Origin of the sequence: Saccharopolyspora sp. NPDC047091 (genome assembly GCF_040643635.1) — a bacterium.
Classification (GTDB): Bacteria; Actinomycetota; Actinomycetes; order Mycobacteriales; family Pseudonocardiaceae; genus Saccharopolyspora_C.
On record NZ_JBEYUS010000007.1, the window covers coordinates 139,542 to 160,905 of the forward strand.

16 protein-coding genes and 1 tRNA gene are annotated in these 21,364 nt (G+C 71.9%); 8 read left to right on the plus strand and 9 right to left on the minus strand.

Annotated elements, in window-relative coordinates; all coding sequences use genetic code 11:
• Nucleotides 1–2: 2 nt before the first annotated feature.
• The 7 genes from ABZ805_RS06035 to ABZ805_RS06065 all read right to left on the minus strand — a co-directional run bounded on the left by ABZ805_RS06035 (nt 3) and on the right by ABZ805_RS06065 (nt 9,134).
• Nucleotides 3–1,595 carry a polyamine aminopropyltransferase gene (locus ABZ805_RS06035; protein ID WP_358435036.1) on the minus strand — a complete coding sequence of 531 codons (1,593 nt, stop codon included), beginning with the start codon at nt 1,593–1,595 and terminating at the stop codon, nt 3–5.
• A 10-nt stretch (nt 1,596–1,605) separates the two neighbouring features.
• A complete protein-coding gene (locus tag ABZ805_RS06040; RefSeq protein WP_358435038.1) occupies nt 1,606–2,031 on the minus strand; it encodes a DUF350 domain-containing protein in 426 nt (141 codons plus the stop codon).
• A 52-nt stretch (nt 2,032–2,083) separates the two neighbouring features.
• Nucleotides 2,084–2,518 (minus strand): DUF4247 domain-containing protein, encoded by a 435-nt coding sequence (locus ABZ805_RS06045; RefSeq protein WP_358435041.1) that lies wholly within the window; start codon nt 2,516–2,518, stop codon nt 2,084–2,086.
• 11 nt (nt 2,519–2,529) lie between these two features.
• Nucleotides 2,530–3,132: a DUF4178 domain-containing protein gene (locus tag ABZ805_RS06050; RefSeq protein ID WP_358435043.1), complete on the minus strand. Its 603-nt coding sequence runs from the start codon at nt 3,130–3,132 to the stop codon at nt 2,530–2,532.
• Nucleotides 3,133–3,321: 189 nt separating this feature from the next.
• Nucleotides 3,322–5,874, minus strand: a complete 2,553-nt coding sequence (gene otsB / locus ABZ805_RS06055) for a trehalose-phosphatase (protein ID WP_358435046.1) — start codon at nt 5,872–5,874, stop codon at nt 3,322–3,324.
• A gap of 143 nt (nt 5,875–6,017) precedes the next feature.
• Complete coding sequence (locus ABZ805_RS06060; RefSeq protein ID WP_358435049.1) at nt 6,018–7,448, minus strand: trehalose-6-phosphate synthase; 1,431 nt, start codon at nt 7,446–7,448, stop codon at nt 6,018–6,020.
• A 246-nt stretch (nt 7,449–7,694) separates the two neighbouring features.
• Nucleotides 7,695–9,134: a threonine/serine exporter family protein gene (locus ABZ805_RS06065; protein WP_358435052.1), complete on the minus strand. Its 1,440-nt coding sequence runs from the start codon at nt 9,132–9,134 to the stop codon at nt 7,695–7,697.
• Nucleotides 9,135–9,355: 221 nt separating this feature from the next.
• Between ABZ805_RS06065 and ABZ805_RS06070 the strand changes: the two genes are divergently transcribed.
• A tRNA-Thr gene (locus tag ABZ805_RS06070) sits at nt 9,356–9,428 on the plus strand.
• A gap of 292 nt (nt 9,429–9,720) precedes the next feature.
• Here the strand turns inward: ABZ805_RS06070 and ABZ805_RS06075 are convergent.
• Nucleotides 9,721–10,488, minus strand: coding sequence for a VOC family protein (locus tag ABZ805_RS06075; RefSeq protein ID WP_358435055.1), 768 nt, complete (start codon nt 10,486–10,488; stop codon nt 9,721–9,723).
• 243 nt (nt 10,489–10,731) lie between these two features.
• On the opposite strand from ABZ805_RS06075, the gene ABZ805_RS06080 reads away from it, so the two are divergent.
• The 6 genes from ABZ805_RS06080 to ABZ805_RS06105 all read left to right on the plus strand — a co-directional run bounded on the left by ABZ805_RS06080 (nt 10,732) and on the right by ABZ805_RS06105 (nt 16,564).
• Nucleotides 10,732–11,460 carry a trypsin-like serine protease gene (locus ABZ805_RS06080; RefSeq protein WP_358435058.1) on the plus strand — a complete coding sequence of 243 codons (729 nt, stop codon included), beginning with the start codon at nt 10,732–10,734 and terminating at the stop codon, nt 11,458–11,460.
• A 403-nt stretch (nt 11,461–11,863) separates the two neighbouring features.
• Nucleotides 11,864–12,466, plus strand: a complete 603-nt coding sequence (ectA, locus tag ABZ805_RS06085) for a diaminobutyrate acetyltransferase (RefSeq protein ID WP_358435061.1) — start codon at nt 11,864–11,866, stop codon at nt 12,464–12,466.
• A gap of 165 nt (nt 12,467–12,631) precedes the next feature.
• Nucleotides 12,632–13,879, plus strand: a complete 1,248-nt coding sequence (gene ectB / locus ABZ805_RS06090; RefSeq protein ID WP_358435064.1) for a diaminobutyrate--2-oxoglutarate transaminase — start codon at nt 12,632–12,634, stop codon at nt 13,877–13,879.
• A 90-nt stretch (nt 13,880–13,969) separates the two neighbouring features.
• The gene (locus tag ABZ805_RS06095; RefSeq protein WP_224960833.1) at nt 13,970–14,359 is read left to right on the plus strand and encodes an ectoine synthase; all 390 of its coding nucleotides are present in this window, start codon (nt 13,970–13,972) and stop codon (nt 14,357–14,359) included.
• A gap of 244 nt (nt 14,360–14,603) precedes the next feature.
• Entirely contained in the window at nt 14,604–15,506 is a 903-nt protein-coding gene (thpD, locus tag ABZ805_RS06100; RefSeq protein ID WP_358435068.1) for an ectoine hydroxylase, read from the plus strand.
• A 185-nt stretch (nt 15,507–15,691) separates the two neighbouring features.
• Complete coding sequence (locus tag ABZ805_RS06105) at nt 15,692–16,564, plus strand: SAM-dependent methyltransferase (protein ID WP_358435071.1); 873 nt, start codon at nt 15,692–15,694, stop codon at nt 16,562–16,564.
• Here the strand turns inward: ABZ805_RS06105 and ABZ805_RS06110 are convergent, their stop codons facing one another.
• Complete coding sequence (locus tag ABZ805_RS06110; protein WP_358435074.1) at nt 16,565–17,617, minus strand: ADP-ribosylglycohydrolase family protein; 1,053 nt, start codon at nt 17,615–17,617, stop codon at nt 16,565–16,567.
• A gap of 357 nt (nt 17,618–17,974) precedes the next feature.
• Here ABZ805_RS06110 and ABZ805_RS06115 point away from each other — a divergent pair, with 357 nt between their 5' ends.
• Nucleotides 17,975–20,878, plus strand: coding sequence for a BTAD domain-containing putative transcriptional regulator (locus ABZ805_RS06115; protein WP_358435076.1), 2,904 nt, complete (start codon nt 17,975–17,977; stop codon nt 20,876–20,878).
• Nucleotides 20,879–21,364 lie beyond the last annotated feature (486 nt).

Consider the following 21,364-nt stretch of genomic DNA (forward strand, 5'->3'; position numbering starts at 1 on the left):
GTTCAGTAGTTCCGCCACTCGTCCTGGACGTAGCTCAGGATCGTGGGGTGCAGCAGCGTCGACGGGGTCAGCCCGCTGATCCGGGCGCGGTCCGGCGGGAACGCCGCGGCGGCGGCCAGCGTCCGCGGGTCCAGCGAGCGCAGCGGCGGGGCGTCCGCGGGCAGCCGCAGCTCGCGGGCCGGTCCGGCGGCGCCCAGGTGGAAGCCCCACTCGCCGAAGCTCGGCACCGAGGCCTGGTAGGGCGTGGTGCCCAGCCCGGCCTCCCGCATCGTCGCCTCGATCGCCCAGAACGCCTTCGGCGCGAAGTACGGCGAGCCCGCCTGCACGACGACCCGCGCGTCGTCGGTCATCGCGCGCCGCACCAGCCCGTAGAACTCGGTGGAGTACAGCTTCGCGGTCGCCGTCGAGTCCGGGTCCGGCATGTCCACGACCACCGCGTCGAACCGCGCCCGGTCGTCGCGCAGCCAGCCGAACGCGTCCGCGGACACCAGGTGCACCCGCGGGTCCTCGAACGCGCCCCCGTTCAGCGCCGTCACCCGCGGGTCGGTGCGGGCGAGCCGCGGCACCGCCGGATCCAGCTCCACCAGGGTCACGTCCCGCACGTCCGGGTAGCGCAGCACTTCGCGCAGCGCCAGCCCGTCGCCGCCGCCGAGGATCAGCACGTGCGAACGGGGGCCGTCGAGCACCGGGTGCACCAGCGCCTCGTGGTACCGGTACTCGTCGACCGAGCTGAACTGCAGGTCGCCGTTCAGGTAGAGCCGGGTGTCCGGGTCGCCGTCCAGCGGGAACGACTCGGTCAGCACGATCTCCTGGTACGGGGTGCGCAGCGACTGCACCACCGGGTCCCGGTACAGCGCCTGCCGGGCGGTCACCTCGAACTCGTCGGAGAGCAGCCACGCCGTGCCGAGCACGCCCGCGACCAGCACCGTTCCGGACACGAGCAGCAGCAGCGCCCGCTTCGACAGCTCCCGGCGGAACACGACGAGCACCAGGCCGAGCCCGGCCGCCGCGTTGAGCATCCCCACCAGCAGCGCGCCCTGCAGCTGCCCGAACACCGGGAGCAGCACGAACGGGAACGCCAGCCCGCCGAGCAGCCCGCCGACGTAGTCGGCGGCGAACAGGTCGGCCACCGCCGATCCCGCGTCCTGCTTCCGGATGCGCTGCAGCAGCACCATCAGCAGCGGGATCTCGGCGCCGATCAGCAGCCCCAGCGCCAGGGAGGTCACCACCAGCGCCGGGGTGTACAGGCTCAGCCAGGCGAACGCGGCGTACAGCAGCAGCACGCTGAGCCCGCCGATGAGCGCGAGCAGCACCTCCACCGCGGCGAACGCGGCCGCGGCCCGGCGCTGCAGCGGTTTCGCGGCGAGCGCGCCCACGCCCATCGCGAACACCATCAGCGACAGCACGATCGACGCCTGCCCGACGGTGTCGCCGATCAGGTAGCTGCCGAGCGCGACCAGCGCCAGCTCGTACACCAGACCGCACGCGGCGCACAGGAACACCGCCACCAGCACCGCGGTGCGGGCGGCGCGGCCGCGCGGAGCGGGCTCCGCAGGCGCGTCGGCGCGGGCGTCCAGGTCGGCACCGGTGGTCACGGGGTCACCGTCACCAGATGGCGGCGGCCATCAGCGCCGCGATCACCAGGTGCGCCGCCGCCGACACCCAGGTGCCGGGGTGCATGGTCTCCGCGGACAGCTCCTCGCCCAGCCTGCCGGGGGTGAGCGCGTCGATGAGCAGGAAGGACAGGCTCATCAGCACCAATCCGACCAGCCCGTACACGACGGTGCCGAGCAGCCCGGCGACCAGGTCGTCGGAGCTGGCGGCGATGGCGGTGGTGAGGACGATGCCGACGCCGATCAGCCCGGACACCAGCAGCAGCGCCGCGTTCGGGTTGCGCCGCACCCAGATCAGGTCGCGCAGCTTGCCGGGCGTGGCGAGGTCCACCAGCAGGTAGCCGAGCCCCATCATCATCGTGCCGATCACCCCGTAGGCGACCGCGGCGATCAGGCCGGAGAGCAGGTTCTGGTACAAGGTCGTGCCCTTCTTCGTCTGCGGGGGCCGCGCACCGCGGCCCGAGGAGCGCTCACTTGCCGGAGCCCGGCCCGCCACCGCGGAACGTCTCGCCGCGGTGACCGCCCCAGCCCCACACCCCGCCGAGGTGCGAGTGGTAGTGGCGGTAGGCCCGATCGGCGTCCATCAGGTGGATCACCGAACCCGCGCCGTGCGGCTGGACGATCACCGCGTCGTCGGAATAGCGCAGGTAGACGCCGCTGCTGTCGGTGTGCTGCGACTGCGGCTTCCGCCGGGAGGTGATCTCCCGCGCCACCACCGGCACCGGTTTCGGGCTGGTGTAGGCCTCGTCCCTGGCGTCCGCGATGTCCAGCGCGGGGGCGCGCTGGTAGTGCGCGGGCACGTAGCCGCGCGGCCCGGAGCCGCCGCTGAACACCGCGATCACCGCGATGAGCAGCGCCACGACCGCACCGACGCTCGCCAGCGCGATCCAGATCCCTCGTCCCATGGCGGTGCGCCTCAGTCCGCGGTCGGGTAGATGCGCACGTCGTACCGGCTGAGCCGTTCGCCGGTGCTCGCCTCCCAGCCGGAGTCGCCGTAGGACTCGAAGCCCAGCAGCGCGCCGTCGTCGGCGGCGTAGTCCTGGTAGCGGACGGTGCCCTGCTCGTCGAGGCCGGTGGTGGCCTCGCTGCGGAACGTCGCCGAGCCGGATTCCTCGCGCGCGTAGCGGCGGCCGCCGAACTCGACGTGCTTCCCGCCGGGCTCACCGGCGTCGTCGGCCGGCGTCCACAGCGTCAGCTCCAGGTCCGGGTCCTCTTCGACGCCGAGCCACACCTGGGTGCCCTTCGCGTCGTCGAGCAGGTGCTCCGCCCAGCCCCAGCCGCCTTCGACGAGCCGCAGCGAGCCGCGCACCGTGTAGCTCAGCCCGCGCACCTCCACGATGTCGCCCGCCTTGAGCCGCCGCGGATCACCGCGCAGCGAGTCCTCGTCGCCGGTGTGGAACGGGTCGGTCGGCCCGCTCGCCGCCTGCGGCGCGGCCCGGGTGCGGCGGTACAGCAGCACCAGGCTCGACACCGCGACGGCGATGCCGATGAGCACGATCGCGATCGTCAATCCCGTCACGTGGTCCCCCCAGAAGTCCGCGCGTCACCGCGCGAGTGCGTCATCCCGCGGCGGAGCGTAACGGCCGTGGTCGACCCGAACGGCGGTTTCGCCGCGAAACGTGATCTGAAATCCGGAGCCGAACGCGGCACGGGCCGTCCACCCGGTGGGTGAACGGCCCGTGCCGTGGAGCGTGCGGTCAGCGCGCGGTCACCGGGAGAGCAGCTGCGCGCAGCGGATCAGGCCCAGGTGGGAGTACGCCTGCGGGTGGTTGCCCAGCGAGCGCTCCGCGATCGGGTCGTACTCCTCGGCGAGCAGCCCGGTCGGTCCCGCGGTGTCCACGATCTGCTGGAACAACTCCTCGGCCTCGGTGCGGCGGCCGATCAGCAGGTACGCCTCGATCAGCCAGGCCGCGCACAGGTGGAAGCCGCCCTCGTCGCCCGGCAGCCCGTCGTCCCGGCGGTAGCGGTACACGGTGGAGCCGCTGCGCAGCTCCGACTCGATCGCGTTCACCGTGGCGCGGAACCGCTCGTCGGACGGGTCGATCAGGCCGGACAGGCCCACGTGCAGCGAGGCCGCGTCCAGGTCGGAACCCTCGTAGGCGGTGGTGAACGCCTGCACGTCCGGCTGCCAGCCGTTCTTGATGACGTCCTGCGCGATCTCGTCGCGCAGCGGGCCCCAGGCGGGCTCGGCCTCCCGGTCGTACCGCTCGGCGATCTTGACGGCGCGGTCCAGCGTGACCCAGCACATCACCTTCGAGTACACGTGGTGGCGCGGCTGGTCGCGCTCCTCCCAGATGCCGTGGTCCGGTTCGAACCAGCGGTGCGAGACGGCCTCGGCCATCGCCTTCACCAGCTGCCAGTCGCGGTCCCGCACGCCGCCGGTCACCTCGGCGAGGTGCCAGACGAGCTCCACGACCGGCCCGAACACGTCCAGCTGGACCTGCTGGTCGGCGAGGTTGCCGACGCGCACCGGCCGCGAACCGGCGTAACCGGGCAGGCTGTCGATCACGGCCTCCGGCCCGAGGCTGGTGCCCTGCAGGCTGTACAGCGGGTGCAGGCGCTCCGGTCCGGGCAGCGTCTCCAGCACGCGGTGCAGCCAGTCCAGGAAACCTTCCGCCTCGGCGGTGGAACCCAGCGTGACCAGCGCCTGCGCGGTCATCGAGCCGTCCCGCAGCCAGCAGTAGCGGTAGTCCCAGTTGCGGACGCCGCCGATCTCCTCCGGCAGCGAGGTCGTCGCGGCCGCCATGATCCCGCCGGTGTCGGTGTTGCACAGGCCGCGCAGCGTCAGCGCGGACCGGCCGACCAGGTCGGTCTCCACGGCGGGCAGCGTCAGCGTCTCCAGCCAGTCCGACCAGTACACGTCGGCGGCGGCGCGGCGCTGCTGCTCGGTGCGCTCGGACGGGGCCAGGTCCTCGGTGCCGCAGCGCAGCTCCAGCACGACCGGTGCCTCGTCGGGGGCGGACACCACGGCCCGCGCCGATTCGTGCATCCCGTCGGAGGAGATCTCCCAGGTGATGCCGGGGGCGTGCAGCACCATCGGCTCCGCGGTGCCCATCACCCGCAGCCCGTCCCGTTCGGCGACGAGCCGCACCGGGACCTGGCCGAACTCGGGGCGCGGCGCGAACTCGATGGCGGCCTTCGTCTCGCCGCTGATCACCCGGATGAGGTCGGTGCGGTGCCCGTCGACCCCGTGCTCCAGGTAGTCGGTGACCAGCAGCCTCGACCAGCGGGTCTCGACCGTCATGGTGCCCGGCACGTAGCGCTGGCCCAGCGGCAGCGGGCTGCGCGGCGCGCCGTCCCCGCCGTGCGGGCGGATGGAGAAGTGGCCTGCGCCGGGGCCGCCGAGCAGGTCGGCGAACACGGCCGCCGAGTCCGGGCCCGGGTGGCACATCCAGGTCAGCCGCGCGTCCGGGGTGAGCAGGGCGACGGTGCGCTCGTTGGACAGCATGGTGAGCCGCTCGATCGGCGGGGCCTGCTCGCCGTAGAGCCAGGTGCGCCGTTCTTCCATCAGGAAGGCGAGCGCGGTCGCGACCTGCGTGGTGTCGGCGACGCGGAACTCGGCGAGCGTGTCGCCGTCGCCGACCTTCAGCCCCAGGTCGGGGCCGTGCAGCCGGGCGAACGCCTTCTCGTCGGTGACGTCGTCGCCGAGGAAGATCGCGGCGGTGGCGGCGACCTGGTGGCGCAGCGCGTCGAGGGCGTTGCCCTTGTCGGTCTGCACCACGGCCAGCTCGATCACGGCCTTGCCGTCGGTGACCTGCACGCCGTCCCAGGTGGCGGGTCCGGAGCGGACTTCGTCGAGCACGCTCTCGGCGACGTCGTCCGCGGCGCGGCGCACGTGCACCGCGACGCTGGCCGGCTTCGCCTCGAGGGTGACGCCCTCCTTGCCGGCGACGATGTCCTGCAGGCCGCGCTGCAGCCGGGTGCGCAGCTCGGTGGCCTGCGGTTCGAGTTCGTGCACGAAGCCCACGTCGAACTCGGAGCCGTGGCTGCCGACGAGGTGGACCTCGGAGGGGAGGCGGGACAGGGTGGCCAGGTCGCGCAGCGCGCGGCCGGAGATCACCGCGGTGGTCGTCGCAGGCAGGGACGCCAGCGAACGCAGCGCGTGCACCGATTCGGGGAGCGGCTTGGCCGCGTTCGGGTCGGCCACGATCGGGGCGAGAGTGCCGTCATAGTCGCAGGCGACCAGCAGTCGAGGGGTGCGCGCGAGCTGGACGATCGTGCGGCGCAGCTCGGCGGGGAGAGCTTCGGCGGTCAACGCCATACTCCTCTGGGCGGTCGGATGGGTCTGCATGATCGATTCGGTGCCGGGTGTGCAGGTCGGGTCCGCTGCCGGTTCCCGCCGCACGTCCCGTCCGGTGATCGACCAGTTACCTCGCGCGGCGGGCTCTTCGACGTCGAGCCCCGTCAGGGAGTCCCGAGCGCTTCGAGGAACGAACGGGCCCAGCGGTCGACGTCGTGCGTGAGCACCTGCCTACGCAATGCTCGCATCCTACGGCGGCCGTCGGCCTGCTCGATGTCGAGGGCGGAGAGCAAGGCCTCCTTCACGCCGTCCAAGTTGTGCGGGTTGACCAGGAAGGCGCTGGTGAGTTCCGCGGCCGCTCCGGCGAACTCGCTGAGCACGAGCGTGCCGCCCAGGTCGTGCCTGCAGGCGACGTACTCCTTGCACACCAGGTTCATGCCGTCGCGGACCGGCGTGACGACCATGACGTCGGCCGCGCAGTAGAACGCCACCAGGTCCTTCTTGTCCACCGACGTGTGCAAATAGTGCACTGCCGGGTGACCCACCCGGCCGAATTCGCCGTTGATCCGGCCGACTTCGCGCTCGATCCCTTCGCGCATCTGCTTGTAGTGCTCGACGCGTTCCCGGCTCGGCGTGGCGATCTGGATCATCGCCACGTCCTCGGCGCGGATCTGGCCGTCGGCGAGCAGCTCGTGCATCGCGTGCAGCCGCACGTCGATGCCCTTGGTGTAGTCCAGCCGGTCGACGCCGAGCATGATGCGGCGCGGATTGCCCAGTTCGGCGCGGATCTCCTTGGCGCGCTGCTGGATCTCCTTGCTGCGCGCCATCTGGTCCAGCTCGGAGGAGGCGATGGAGATGGGGAACGCGCCGACCCGCACCGCGCGGTCGCCGACCTGCACCACGCCCGGCCGGGACCGCACCCCGACCTGACCGCGGCTCGGTTCGAACCCGGCGAGCCGCCGCGCCAGCCACAGGAAGTTCTGCGCCCCGCCCGGCCGGTGGAACCCGACGAGGTCCGCGCCGAGCAGCCCGCGCACGATCTCGGTGCGCCACGGCAGCTGCATGAACAGCTCCACCGGCGGGAACGGGATGTGCAGGAAGAAGCCGATGCGCAGGTCCGGCCGCAGCTCCCGCAGCATCGCGGGCACCAGCTGCAGCTGGTAGTCCTGCACCCACACGGTCGCGCCCTCGGCGCTGACCTCGGCGGCGGCCTCCGCGAACCGGCGGTTCACCCGGCGGAACGCCTCCCACCAGGACCGGTCGAACACCGGCGGGACCACCACGTCGTGGTAGAGCGGCCACAGCGTCGCGTTCGAGAAACCTTCGTAGTAGTCCTGGAACTCGTCGGAGGACAGCCGCACCGGGTGCAGGTGCAGGTCCTCGTCGGTGAACGGTTCGACGTCGACGTCGGCCACGCCCGGCCAGCCGACCCAGGCGCCGCGGCGGGCGCGCAGGAACGGCTCCAGCGCGGTCACCAGGCCACCGGGGCTGTGCTTCCAGCGCTCGGTGCCGTCCGGGAGCTTCTCCAGGTCGACGGGGAGCCTGTTGGCGACGACGACGAAATCCGCACGGGCGGGCGTGCTGCCCCTACTCACCGGTGTTGCCTCCTCGGGAGACCGCTGCTGTCTCGGGCGGGATGGGCTGCGCCGGCGGCATCGTGCTCTCCAGCGGCTGGACCGCCGTCGCGGTCCGTCCCGGATCACTCACTACCCGCAGGCGAGGCTAGTCAATCTATCCATCGCCCGCGTCGTTCGTGTGGGCCAACGCGCCCCGAGTCCTTGCTCACTCCCCGTGCGGGGGACGGCGGTCCGGCGGGAAGCCCGCCGGACCGCGCCCGGACCTCATTCCAGGCGGCGCCGGGTGGGCCGCAGCGGCCCGGACAGGCGCGGGCCGGCGAGCTTCCGCTCCAACCCGCCCAGCCGGGTGCGCACCGGCTGCGCCAGGTACTCGCCCAGCACCACCCCGGCGCCCAGCGCCAGACCGGTCGCGGCCGCCAGCATCAGCGTCGACATGCCGGCGGGGTCGCTGACCACCGCGATCTGGTACAGCCCGCGGTAGGTCGCCAGCCCGGGCAGCAGCGGCGCCACGCCGGACACCGCGATCACCAGCGCGGGGATCCGGAGCCGCCTGGCCACCAGGCCGCCGGTGAAACCGACGATCGTCGTGGCGATCGCGCCGGCGAGGACCGTGTTCAGCCCGCCCACGTTCGTCAGCGCGCCTGACACCCCTGCGGCGACCGCCCCGCCGAGCGCGGCGATGATGAGCGGCCGGGGCGGGGCGTAGCTGGCCAGCGCGAAGCAGGCCGAGGTCGAGGCGCCCGCGAGCGCCTGCACCGGGATCAGCAGGACCCCCGACGAGACCTGCGCGGCCCCGACGTTGCGCAGCAGGTCGTCGGTGCTCCCGCCGAACTCGGCGAAGATCTGCACCCCGACGTAGAGCGAGAGGACCACGCCGGCGATCAGCCCGGCCGACATCAGCGCGAGCTCGGCGATCCGCCCCGCGGCGGTCACGTTGTAGCCGGTGATCGCGTCCTGCATCGACCCGACGACGGTCATCCCGGACAGCAGCACGATGATGCTCGCCGCCACGGCCAGCGCAGCGGTGTCCAGCACTCCGAACCGGGAGCAGGCCAGCGCGATGCTCGTCGCCACCGCGCCGCCGACCGCCTGCTGGAAGAAGAACGGCAGCGCGCGTTTGTTCAGGTACCGCCCGATCCGGTCCACCAGCGCCGTCACCACCGCGGCGACGAGGGGCAGCATCGGATCCCCGCCGCCGAGCAGCACCGACAGCGAGGCCGCCATGCCCGCCCACGCGAGGGTCGCGACCCAGCGCGGGAAGGGGTGCGGCGCCGACGTGATCTTGTCCAGCTCGGAGTAGGCGTCCGACGCGGACATCTCACCGGCGGTGATCTTCCGGACCAGGTCCTCCACGTCGGCGAGCCGCGTGTAGTCGATGGACCGGTTCCGCACCACGCGCAGCGAGGTGATGGGCACCTCCTCGGTGCCCCGGTAGCAGGAGACGGTGATCGACGTGTAGATGACGTCGACCTCGCAGTGCGGCAGGCCGTAGGCGCTGACCACACCGATGATCGTCGCGGTGACGTCGGATGCGCCCGCACCGCTGGCCATCTGGACCTCGCCGATGCGCAGCCCCAGGTCCATCACCAGGTGGACCGTTGATTCCTCGGGCAGTGCCGGCCCGTAAACGGCGTTGCGTGTCCCCACCGGCTCGGCCGGGTCGCGCCGCCGCAGCACACCACGGGCGCGCTGCGTGATTCCCACCGCAGACCTACCTTCCTGCTCGTCACCTCGAGGTGACCGCGTTGCTCGTCCCCTCGGCCATCGGCCCGCACGCCGTGGCCGTTGCACGTCCGCTTCGTGTCCTCCGTCACGAGCCTGACACCCGGCCCGCGCGCCCGCGGGCGAGGGGGCCACCGGCCCGGCCGCTTCACCGCGGGCGACCACCGCCGATTACGATGTGCGCGCACGGCGTGGCCGTGCGCGCCGCTGTAGCTCAGTTGGTAGAGCACCCGCCTTGTAAGCGGACGGTCAGGGGTTCGAGTCCCCTCAGCGGCTCCGTCCCGCGGCGGTCGGGGGATCCGCGAGCGGGGACGTCCGGCAGGGACGGGCATCGCGGAGTTCGCCGCCGCCGGCGATTCCGGGTGGGGGAGCCCGGCGGGCATCGGGTGCGGCGGGGCCGACCGGTGCGACCGGGGCACGACCCGCTGGATTCGCCCTCTGATGATCCGTGATCCGCGGTCGAATCTGTACTACCCGACCGGGCGATGACCACCCGCTGCCGGCCTAGCCTCGTCGATTCCGGCCGTGCGGCGGGGAATCCGGCGGGCCCGCGGGTCGGGCGCGGCGGTCAGGCGCGCAGGGCGATGATGCCGAAGACGCCGCCCGCCGGGTCCTGGACGACGGCGAACCGGCCGGGTTCGATCTCGACGGGTCCGGTGCGGACGGTGCCGCCGAGCGCGGTCAGCCGCTGGAGGGCCCGGTCCGCGTCGGGTACCGCGAAGTACACCTGCCAGTGCGGCGGTACCTCGGCGGGCCAGTCGGCCCCGATCCGGATCATGCCGCCGATCTCGCGGCCGCCGAGCCGCAGCAGCCGGTAGTCGGCACCCGCGACCTGCTGCGGGACCACCTCCCAGCCGAACAGCTCCCGGTAGAACGCGGTGGCGCGTTCCGGTTCGCGGGTCGCGAGCTCGTGCCAGCACGGCGCCCCGGGCTCGTCGACGCGCGCGGAGCCGACCGTGCGGCGGGGTTGCCAGAGCGCGACGGCGGCGCCGGTGGGGTCGGAACCGACCGCGATCCGGCCGGCGTCGAGCACGTCCATCGGGGCCACGTGCACCTGGCCGCCCGCGCGCTGGAAGGCGGCGGCGCTGGCGTCCACGTCGTCGGTGGACAGGTAAGTGGTCCAGAACGTGGGGCCCGGTGCCGGTTCGAACTGCGGGCCGATGCCCGCGACGGGTTCGCCCCCGAGCAGGAGCATCAGGTAGCCGCCGCTCGCAGGGCCGGTGTCGCGCACGGTCCAGCCGAACAGCTCGGCGTAGAACTCCGCGGTGGTGCCGGGGTCGGCGGTGTTGAGGTCGACCCAGCACGGCGTGCCCGGCGCGTACGACGTGATCTCCATCGGTGGTCCCCGTTCCGCGCGCTGCGGTCGCACGACCCTTGACGTCCTGGTGCGGCCGAGGCCCATAGTGGGCACTCGAAATGCTGGGAGGGTCCTTCGAACGGCGCATCTCGATCAGGTCCCGATCGGCCAGTGTGGTGGCGAATAGTGACCAATTGGTTGACCCATTACACGTATGGGTGAGGTCATAGGGGGACTTGTCCGTCCCCACAGCGTTGCCGCTGCTACCCAGAGGAGATCAGCGTGTCCCTCGCACGAGTGCTGACCGGCGTCGCCGGCGTGGCCTTCGCCGCCGCCGCCTTCGCCGTTCCCGCCCAGGCCGCCCCCGCGGCCGCCCCCACCGACATGCAGCCGATGATCATCGATGGCGAGAACGCCACCGACGCTCCCTGGGCCGTGCGGCAGTTCAACAACGGTCAGGAAGCCTGCTCCGCCACCGCCATCGCGCCGGAGTGGGTGCTCACCGCGCAGCACTGCGTCGAGGGCGCGGGCGACGCGATCAGCTTCCACGTGGGCAGCCTCAACCAGCACGACGGTGAGGAGTTCAAGGCCAAGTCCGGCGGCGTGCACATCCACGACAGCGTGGACCTCGCCCTGGTCAACGTGGACCGCCCGATGAACGTCGAGTTCTCGCCGCTGGGCACCACCGGCGACGTGAACAACGGCGACACCGTGCAGGTCTACGGCTGGGGTGCCACCTGCACCGACCAGCCCGAGGCCCAGTGTCAGGCGGACAACCTGAAGGTGGCGGACGTCAAGGTCACCGACATCGCCTGCACCGACTACCGCGGCGGCACCGCGGTCTGCGCGGACCGCATCAACGGCATCACCGCCGGTGGCGACTCGGGCGGCCCGATGTTCTCCAACGGCAAGCAGGTCGGCGTGGCCTCCACCAGCGACCGCGCGACCTCGACCGCGTACAACAACATCACCGAGTACCGGGACTGGATCAAGGAGGTCGCCGGCGTCTGATCGCCGCGACACCCAGCAAGACCCGGCAGCACGACGTCCGGGGTCGCCACGGCGGCCCCGGACGTCCGCGTTTCCGGAGGTTTCCGGTGGCCGAAAGTGAGGCTCGGCTCACCCGCGGTCCCGGATCGCGGCCGAAGATCGCAATTCCGGTGAACGTGGCGAAAATTCTCCGACGCAATCGAGGCGTCCCTGGGCACGGCCCTGCGGCGGACGTTTCCGCAGGTCACGTCCGCTGTTCGCATATTCGATCAGTATGCGTGATAGATCGTTATCACCGCGCTCACGCGAGATGCAACGATCCTGTAGTGCTCATCACGTGGAAAATCGAGTATCGCCTGGTAGCGGCGTCAGGAAACGGCTGAGTACCTGACGCGTTACGGATGTTCTGTTAAGTTGGCAAAGCATGACCGGCGACAAACCCAGCCATAACGGCGACGGACCGAATGGCGGACGGAATGCGGGGAGCGGCTCTTCCGCTCCGGTCGAGATCGGCATTCCGGTCGTCGCGGACGGTCCCGCACTCTATCGGATCACCCGTGATTCGCGAGTGCTCGATGTGAACTCGTCCTACGCGTACCTGTTGTGGTGCCGGGACTTCGCGCACACCACGGCGGTGGCGCGCGAGGGCGGCGAAGTGGTCGGCTTCGTCACCGGCTACCGGCGTCCGGACGCCCCGGACGTGCTGATGGTGTGGCAGGTGGCGGTGGACGCGTCGCAGCGCGGTCGCGGGGTGGCGGGGCAGCTGCTCGGCCACCTGGTCGACCGGCTGGAGCCGGAAGGCGTGCGCTACCTGGAAACGACGATCACCGCGGACAACACCGCCTCGATCAAGCTGTTCTCCGCGCTGGCCAGGGACCGCGGCACCGAGCTCGCTCGCAGCGAGCTGTTCGGCGCCGAGCTGTTCCCGGACGCGCACTTGGGCGAGGACCTCTACCGGATCGGCCCGTTCGCGGCCCCCGGCGTCGCGACGGGTGAAGCCGTCGCGGCACCGCGTCCGGCGGACTGACCGCGAGCGCGCCGCGCCGACCCGGTGGGAGCCGGGGATGCGGGACGTGCGGGCGCGGACCGCGCCGCGCCGCAGAGACGAACGAGTTCCGACGGCAGGTCTCCGGGTGGGGACCATGACCGACTTGCAGCCGGTGGCCGCTCCGGCCGCCGCGAACGGAGGATCGTGAACGACATCTTCGCAAGCCTCGAATCCGAGGTCCGCAGTTACAGCCGCACCTGGCCGACGACGTTCGACAAGGCGGGTGGCAGCTGGCTCTACGGCGAGGACGGCACGCCCTACCTGGACTTCTTCGCCGGCGCCGGCGCGCTGAACTACGGGCACAACAACCCCCTGCTGAAGCGCAAGCTGATCGAGTACATCGAGCGCGACGGCGTCACGCACGGCCTGGACCAGGCCACCGTGGCCAAGCGCGAGTTCCTCGAGACCATCGACGAGAAGCTGCTGAAACCGCGCGGGCTGGACTACAAGGTCCAGTTCCCCGGGCCGACGGGCACGAACTCGGTGGAGTCCGCGCTGAAGCTGGTCCGGAAGATCACCGGCCGCGAGTCGATCATCAGCTTCACCAACGCGTTCCACGGCATGACGCTGGGCTCGCTGTCGGTCACCGGCAACTCGATGAAGCGCGGCGGCGCGGGCATCCCGCTGGTGCACTCCACGCCGATGCCCTACGACAACTACTTCGACGGGCAGTACCCGGACTTCCTGTACTTCGAGCGGCTGCTGGAGGACAGCGGTTCCGGCCTGAACGAGCCCGCCGCGGTGATCGTGGAGACGCTGCAGGGCGAGGGCGGCATCAACTCGTCCCGTCCGGAGTGGCTGCGCGGCCTGCGCGAGCTGTGCGACAAGCACGGCATGCTGCTCATCGTCGACGACGTGCAGATGGGCTGCGGGCGCACCGGACCGTTCTTCAGCTTCGAGGAAGCGGGCATCACCCCGGACATCGTCTGCCTGTCGAAGTCCATCGGCGGCTACGGCCTCCCGATGGCGCTGACGCTGATCAAGTCCGAGCACGACGTGTGGGAGCCCGGCGAGCACAACGGGACCTTCCGCGGCAACAACCCGGCGTTCGTCACCGCCTCCGAGGCGCTGAAGCTGTACTGGAGCGACGACCAGCTGCAGCGCAGCACCATCGCCAAGGGCGAGCGCGTCGGCCAGGTCATCGGCGAGATCGCCGACAAGTACGAGGGCGCGCTCGCGAAGGGCCGCGGCCTCGCGCGCGGCCTCGGCTTCGAGGACCCGGAGGTCGCGGGCAAGATCTCCAAGGCGGCCTTCGACCGGAAGCTGATCCTGGAGACCTCCGGTCCGCAGAGCGAAGTGATCAAGATCATGCCGCCGCTGACCGTGACCGACGAGGAACTCGAACAGGGTCTTCAGATCATCGTCGATTCCGTGCAAGCTGTGCTTGCCTGACAAAGACGTACGCGAACGGCCGGCCCGCAGTCCGGGCCGGCCGTCGCGTTCGGCATCCCCGGTATCCCCGGCACCCCGAAGGAGGGCATTGTGTTCGTTCGCAGGCTCGACGAGGTCGAGAACACCGACGACGACATCCAGACCGAGAACTGGCGCAGCAAGCGCATCGTGCTGGCGCGGGAGAAGGTCGGTTTCTCGGTGCACGAGACCACCCTCTACGCCGGTACCGTGAACGACTTCTGGTACGCCAACCACATCGAAGCCGTCTTCGTGTACGAGGGCGAGGGCGAGCTGGAGAACAAGTCGACCGGTGAGGTCTTCCAGCTCAAGCCGGGCACGCTGTACATGCTCAACGAGCACGACAAGCACCAGGTCCGCCCCAAGACCGACATCCGCACGGTCTGCGTCTTCAACCCGCCGGTGACCGGTCGCGAGGTGCACGACGAGAACGGCGTGTACCCGCTGATCGTGGAGGACTGATCCGGTAGCGGTCCGCCTCGAACCGCCCACGTGCCGCCCCCGCGGCCGTGGGCGGTTTTTTCGCGCCGGATTCCGGATGCGTAATGACCGCAGGGGTCGGGTAGCCGAGGAGCGTCTGGTTGCCTGCCGCGGTGCGCGACGCATCCCGGATATCCGGGAATTGCCACCGAACGAGGAACCGAGAAATGGCGGCCGATTCTGGAGTCGGCCGCTCCGGCGGTAATTCGCGAAGGAGGCGCAACTGATGACCGTCGCGGACGTGACGACTCAGGACCGTTATCCGACTCGGCGCGGAGCCGAGTCCGCATTCATCGATCGCACCGATCCCGTCGTGTGGCGCGGGGTCCGCACCGGCCCGGCCTCGGCCGAGGACCTCGCCGCGCACGACGCGAAGGGGTTCCACACCGTGCCGGACCTGCTGTCCCCGGCGGAGGTGCAGGAGTACTGGCAGGAGCTGGACCGGCTCACCGACGATCCCGAGGTGCGCGCCGACGAGCGCACCGTCGTGGAGAAGGACTCCGGGCAGGTGCGCTCGCTGTTCGAAGTGCACCGCACCAGCGAGCTGGTCGCGGCGCTGGTGCGCGACCCGCGGGTGCTCGACCGCGCGCGGCAGATCCTGGGCTCCGACGTGTACGTGCACCAGAGCCGGATCAACTACATGCCGGGGTTCAAGGGCAGCGGGTTCTACTGGCACTCCGATTTCGAGACCTGGCACGCCGAGGACGGCCTCCCGGCGCCGCGGGCGGTGAGCATGTCGGTGGCGCTCACCGACAACTACCCGTTCAACGGGGGCCTGATGGTCATGCCGGGCGCGCACCGCACCTACGTGTCCTGCGCCGGGCGCACGCCGGGGGACAACTACAAGTCCTCGCTGAAGGAGCAGAAGGTGGGGGTGCCCGGCGAGGACGACATCACCCGGCTCGGCTACGAGCACGGCATCGAGCAGTTCACCGGTCCGGCGGGCTCGGCGCTGTGGTTCGACTCGAACACGATGCACGGGTCCGGCAACAACATCACGCCGTTCCCGCGGTCGAACATCTTCATCGTGTTCAACAGCGTGCAGAACGCCCCGGTGGCGCCGTTCGCCGCGCGGCGGCCGCGGCCGGAGTTCGTCGCGGCGCGGGACGCCGCGCCGATCACCCGCTGATCACCACTGCTCGGCCCGGTGCGCCGCGTGCGCGCCGGGCCGAGGCGCGCGCCACCCGCACGAGTGGCACGCTCGTTGCAGGCGTCACACTTGAGGCCCCAGAAGGGTTGGAATCTTGATCCCAATGGGCGAAGGTGGAGCCGGTTCACGACGACACCCGTGAACGGGGCGGTCCAGGAGAGCGGATGAGTACACTGCATCACCCGATCGCAGCGGTGCCCGTGGAGATGCGGGACAGCGTCACCACGCCGAGCGCCGCGCGGGTCTACGACTGGTTCCTCGGCGGGGCGCACAACTGGGAGATCGACCGCGACTTCGGCCAGCGGGTCGTGGACATCATCCCGGACATCAAGTCCTACACCCGCGAGAACCGCCGCTTCCTGAACCGGGTGGTGCGCCACGCGCTGGACGCCGGATTCCGCCAGTTCCTCGACATCGGCTCCGGGCTGCCCACCGTGGGCAACGTGCACGAGGTCGCCGAACTGCACTGGAGCTCCGCTCCCGGCGCCGACGAGGACCGGGCGCGGGTCGTCTACGTGGACAACGACCCGGTCGTGCAGTCGCTGGGCGGGCTCATCCTCGCCCGTGAGGGCGATCCGCGGCGGCACCACGCGTTGCGCGCCGACCCGATCGCCGACCCGGACGGGTTGTGGCCGCTGCTGGACCGCACCGGGGTGTTCGACCTCGACGAGCCGACCTGCCTGCTGATGGTCTCGATGCTGCACTTCTCCAAGGACTCCGAGCACCCGCACGAGTCGGTCGCCGCGCTGCGGGAACGGCTGCCCGCCGGATCGCTGCTGGCCGTGTCGCACTGGACCACCTCGGACGCGACCGCGGAGGAGCAGGTGGCGAACGAGCGGCTGGTGGAGGCCTACGAGCAGTCCACCCACCCCGGGCAGCTGCGCTCCAAGGCGGAGGTCCAGGCGTTCTTCGGCGACTTCGAGATGCTGGAGCCGGGCCTGGTGTACGCGCCGAGCTGGCGGCCCGACGGCCACGAGGAGTTCACCGGGGACCCGGAGCGCTCCCGGATGCTCGCCGGGGTCGCCCGCAAGGCCTGATCAGGGCGTGGACAGCTGCGGGTCCAGGCCCAGGTAACGGCGTTCGTTGAACTTCTCGCCCGCGCAGGACGCGCCGATGTCGTGGCCGATCCGCTCCACCACGTCCGCCAGCTCCAGCCGGGACAGCCACGGCCGCGGCAGCGCCGCCGTGCCGTGCCGCGCCCCGAGCAGGGCGCCGGTGATCGCCGCGGTGCTGTCGCTGTGCCCGGAGTGGTTCGCCGCGAGCCGCAGCGCCGCCGGGAACTGCTCCGGCCGGGGCAGCGCCAGCGCGCAGTACACGCCGATCGCCAGCGCCTCCGGGCCGATCCAGCCCTGGCCGAGCCGTTCCACGTGCGCGACGGAGGCGCCCATCCGGGACAGGCTCGCCGCCTCCGCGAGCAACCCGGCGGTCTCGCCGTCGTCGCGCAGCACCCGCCCGGTCGCCTGGTCCACCGCGTCCGGCAGCCGCCTGCCCTGCACGGCGACCAGGTGCACGATCAGCGCCAGGGTGCCCGCGGACGCCCAGCCGCCCGCGCCGCCGTGGGTGAGCGCGGCGAGCCGGCAGCCGAGTCCGTAGGCGATGGTCGCGCTCGGCGCGAAGCCGATCGGGGTGCTGCGGTCCACGCCGCCGCAGCCCTTGGAACTGTTCCGCGGCCGATCCGGGCTGCCGAGCTCCGGTTCGCCGAGGGCGCGCAGGCTGGTGAGCCCGGGGGCGCGGCTGGCGTACAGCTCGCCCTCGGCGAGCAGACCGGTCGCACCGGGTGGCGGCTTCGACTCCTGCTGGGTGATCAGCCACCGGCGGTACGCCGCGGTGACGGTCTCCACCGGGCGCCACTGGCCGCCGTTGTTGCCCTGGGTCCACGCGCTGAGGTAGCCCTCGCCGGTGAACAGCGTCATCTGGGTGGCGTCGCCGAGCAGGGCCTGCGCGGGCGGTTCGGTGATGCCCTGCTCGCCGTGCTCGGCTCGTATCCCGTCGAGCTGCTGGAACTCGACCGGCGCGCCGAGCGCGTCGCCGAGAGCCCCGCCGAGCAGGCAGCCCACGGCGCGATCGACCACTGTGGACGGGGTGGGCACGCGGCGGGCTCCTTCTCGGGCGGCGCTGTCGAACGATGATCGATCGGGGCCGACTCTACTGGGCGATACCGCGGGCCCGGCGCCGATCCGTCCACCGCGAGCATCTGCGCCGCGTGCGGTGCGGCACCCCGCGGCTGACCTCGGGTTCGATGAATGATCAACTTTCGGCGCGGTCGCCCGCCGAACCGGCGAGGAACACGGCCTTGGGCCGATCGGGTGACGCCCGGCCCGGTGTCACCGGGTGCCGACCCGAAGATCGCTACCGTGTGTCCGCTTCGCCGAGAGTGGACTCCGCGAGCCCGGGTGACCGAAACTGGCGAGGATCGAACACGCAGCGAACGGCAGGTGTCGAGGGGCATGCAGGGCAGGGACGCCGTGCCCGGCGGAACGGGCGCCGACCAGGTCGTCGGCGCCGGCCCGCCCGGGTTCACCTTCCGGGTGCTCGGCCCGCTGGAGGTGCGGCTGGACGACGAGCCGCTGCGGCTCGGCTCCGCCTCCGTGCGCGGCGCGTTCGCCTGCCTGCTGCTGGAACCGAACCAGCTGGTCTCGATCGACCGGATGATCGACACCCTGTGGGGTGACGAGCCACCCGCCACCGCCCGGACCATCGTGCACGGCTACATCTCGCGCATCCGCAGGCTGCTGCACGGCCACGGCCGCCCGGACGCGCCGGGGCGGCCCGAAGTGCTCACCCGCTCGCCCGGCTACCTGCTGCGCATCGACCCCGAGCGCATCGACGCGCACCGCGCCCGCACCCTGATCAACGAGGCGCACGGCAAGGACGCCGCGGCCCGCGCCGCGCTGCTCACCGAAGCGCTGCAGCTGTGGCGCGGACCGGTGCTCTCCGGCATCGCCGCCGAACGGCTGCACCAGAGCGTCGGGACCAACCTGGACGAGCTGCGGCTGCTCGCCCTCGAAGAGCGCATCGCCTCCGAACTCGAACTCGGCAGGCACCACCGGCTCGTCATCGAGCTGTCCGCGCTCGTCGACCAGTACCCGCTGCGCGAACGCCTCACCTACCTGCTGATGCTCGCCGGCTACCGGTCCGGCAACCGCGCCGAAGCCCAGGCCCGCTACCACGCGCTGCGCGGACGGCTCTCGCACGAACTGGGCATCGACCCGGGGCCCGAAGTGCGCACCCTCTACGAACGGCTGCTGCGCGACGACGAAGCCCTGCTCAGCGGCACCCAGCGGCAGGCCGACCGGGAAGTCGCGCCCGTCGGCCCGGTGCCCGCCGAACTCCCGCCCGCCGTCGCCGGATTCGTCGGCCGGGAACGCGAGATGGGCGTGCTGGACCGCATGATCGAACGCGATCGCGGGGACACCACGCTGCTCGCCGTGCTCACCGGCACCGCGGGCGTCGGCAAGAGCGCCGTCGCCATCACCTGGGCGCACCGCGTCGCGGGCGCCTTCCCGGACGGGCAGCTCTACGCCTCGCTGCGCGGCTTCGACTCCGAACGCGCGCCGCTGTCCCCCGGTGAGGCGCTCACCAGCATGTTGAAGACGCTCGGCGTCGCCGCCGACGCGATCCCCGTCGACCTCGACGACCGGGCCGCGCTGTACCGGTCGCTGCTCGCCGACCGGCGGGTGCTGGTGCTGCTGGACAACGCCCGCGACTCCGAGCAGGTGCGGCCGCTGGTGCCCTCCAGCTCCCGCTCGCTGGTGCTGGTCACCAGCAGGCGCAGGCTCGACGGGCTCGTCGTGCGCAGCGGTGCGCGGGTGCTGCCGCTGGAGACGCTGCCCACCGAATCCGCCGTCGCGCTGCTCGACCGGGCGGGCGGCATCGACGGTTCCGCAGCGGAACCCGAAGCCACCCGCGAGCTCGCCGAACTCTGCGGCGGGCTGCCGCTGGCGCTGCGCATCGCCGCCGCCCGGCTCGCCGCCAACCCCGCGCGCGGCGTCGCGAGCCTGGTCCGCGAGCTCACCGACGAAGGCAACCGGCTGCACGCGCTGGACATCGACGACGCCGACACCAGCGTGCGCCGCGCCTTCGACATCTCCTACCGGAACCTGCACCCGGTGCACGCCGCCACCTTCCGGCAGCTCGGCCTGGTGCCGGGGCACACCTTCACGGCGCACGCGGTGGCCGCCGTCTGCGAGACCGATCCGCCCGCCGCCTACCGGCGGTTGCGGGCGCTCGCGCTCGCGCACCTGGTCACCGAGCCGGAACCGGACCGGTTCGGGATGCACGACCTGCTGCGGCTCTACGCGCGGGAACTGCTCACCGCCGCCGACGGGACCTCCGCGCGGGCCGAGCAGGGCTACGCCGACCGCGACGAGAAGGCCTTCACCCGGCTGCTGCACTACTACCTGGTGGTCGCCGACCACGCCCGGCGCTTCCTGCGCCCCGCCCGCGACGACCTCGACCTGTCCGGCGACTCCACCATCGAACAGCCCGAGATCCGGAACCGGACCGAGGCGCTGGCCTGGTTCGACTCGGAATGGCCCAACCTGGTCGCCGCGGTGCGCGCCGCGCACGCCCACGGCCTGCACGAGTACGCGTGGCGGCTGGTGCGCTGCCAGTTCAACTACCTGGTGGTGCGCTGCCCGTGGGAGGACTGGATCCAGATCTACACGGTGGGCCTGGAATCGGCGCGGCTCGCCGCGGACCCGGTGGGGCAGGTGCTGATGCCCGCGGGCCTCGGCGTGGCGTACGCGCGCACCGGCGAGCACGACGAGGCGCTCGCGCACTACGCCGACTCCTACCGCTGCGCCGTCGCCACCGGGAGCCCGGGTTGGCTGGCGATGGCCCAGGTCAACATGGGTGCGGTGCTGTTCCGGATGAAGCGCTACGCGGAAGCGCAAGTGCACTGCCGGGACGCGCTGCGCGCCTACCGCACGCTCGGCGACCGGTACCGCGAGGCGGGTGCGCTGAACAACCTCGCCCAGGTCGAGCAGGCCAACGGGCGGCTGGCCGAGGCGCTGGAGCACCTGCTCGAAGCCGAGGTGATGTACCGCGAGGCGGACGACCTCGAGACGCTCGCCATGGTGCTGAACAACTGCGGCGAGGTCAGCATCGAGCTGGGCAGGCTCGACGACGGTGAGGGCTACCACCACGAGGCGCTCGACGTGGCGCAGCGCTGCGGTTCCGCGATGCACCAGGCCTCGGCCTACCAGGGGCTCGGCGATGTCGCGGTGGCCCGCGGTGACCGGTCGGTGGCCCGCACCCGGTGGGAGACCGCGCTGTCGATCTTCGAGACCGGTGGTTCGCCGCGCGCCGCCCAGGCGCGGACCCGGCTGGCCGCCCTCGACGAGGATTGACCCAGGTCGCAGGCGTCCCGCCGGGACGTTTAGCCGGCGTTTAGCGGATGTCTAGTCCCCGCTGCGAGAGTGTCTTGCGTGCGGGTCGGCACCAGACGAGACCCGCACCGGGCGGCACTGGGGGAAATCCGAGGGGGGATTGCCGCCCGGCCGTCCCGGCCGAGCCCGCGCGAGCGGGCGGGTCGGGGCGGACACTCCGGAACGGGGTGCTCGGAGCGATCCGGGAGGGCGTGGGGGTGGGTGCGGGCCTTTGAGCGGGGGGCACTCGGAGGTCCGCACTTCGTCTTCCCACCCCTGATCAGCCCCGGGTCAGCACGCGCCGCGCTCCTCGGTCGCCGAGGCGGACTTGCCGGACTGGGCGCCCGCGGTGCACACGAGCTCCAGCGACGGCCGCTTCGGCCCGCGACCGTCCCCGCTGGAGCGCCCGCGCAGCCGGCGCACGATCCACGGCGCCAGGTGCTCCCGGGCCCACTGGATGTCCTCGGC

Excerpts from the sequence above, each read along its gene's own strand:
- ABZ805_RS06115 (WP_358435076.1), top strand. The coding sequence starts at position 17,975 with ATGCAGGGCAGGGACGCCGTGCCCGGCGGAACGGGCGCCGACCAGGTC.
- ectA (WP_358435061.1), top strand. The coding sequence starts at position 11,864 with ATGACCGGCGACAAACCCAGCCATAACGGCGACGGACCGAATGGCGGA.
- otsB (WP_358435046.1), bottom strand. The coding sequence starts at position 5,874 with ATGGCGTTGACCGCCGAAGCTCTCCCCGCCGAGCTGCGCCGCACGATC.
- ABZ805_RS06075 (WP_358435055.1), bottom strand. The coding sequence starts at position 10,488 with ATGGAGATCACGTCGTACGCGCCGGGCACGCCGTGCTGGGTCGACCTC.
- thpD (WP_358435068.1), top strand. The coding sequence starts at position 14,604 with ATGACCGTCGCGGACGTGACGACTCAGGACCGTTATCCGACTCGGCGC.
- ABZ805_RS06105 (WP_358435071.1), top strand. The coding sequence starts at position 15,692 with ATGAGTACACTGCATCACCCGATCGCAGCGGTGCCCGTGGAGATGCGG.
- ABZ805_RS06045 (WP_358435041.1), bottom strand. The coding sequence starts at position 2,518 with ATGGGACGAGGGATCTGGATCGCGCTGGCGAGCGTCGGTGCGGTCGTG.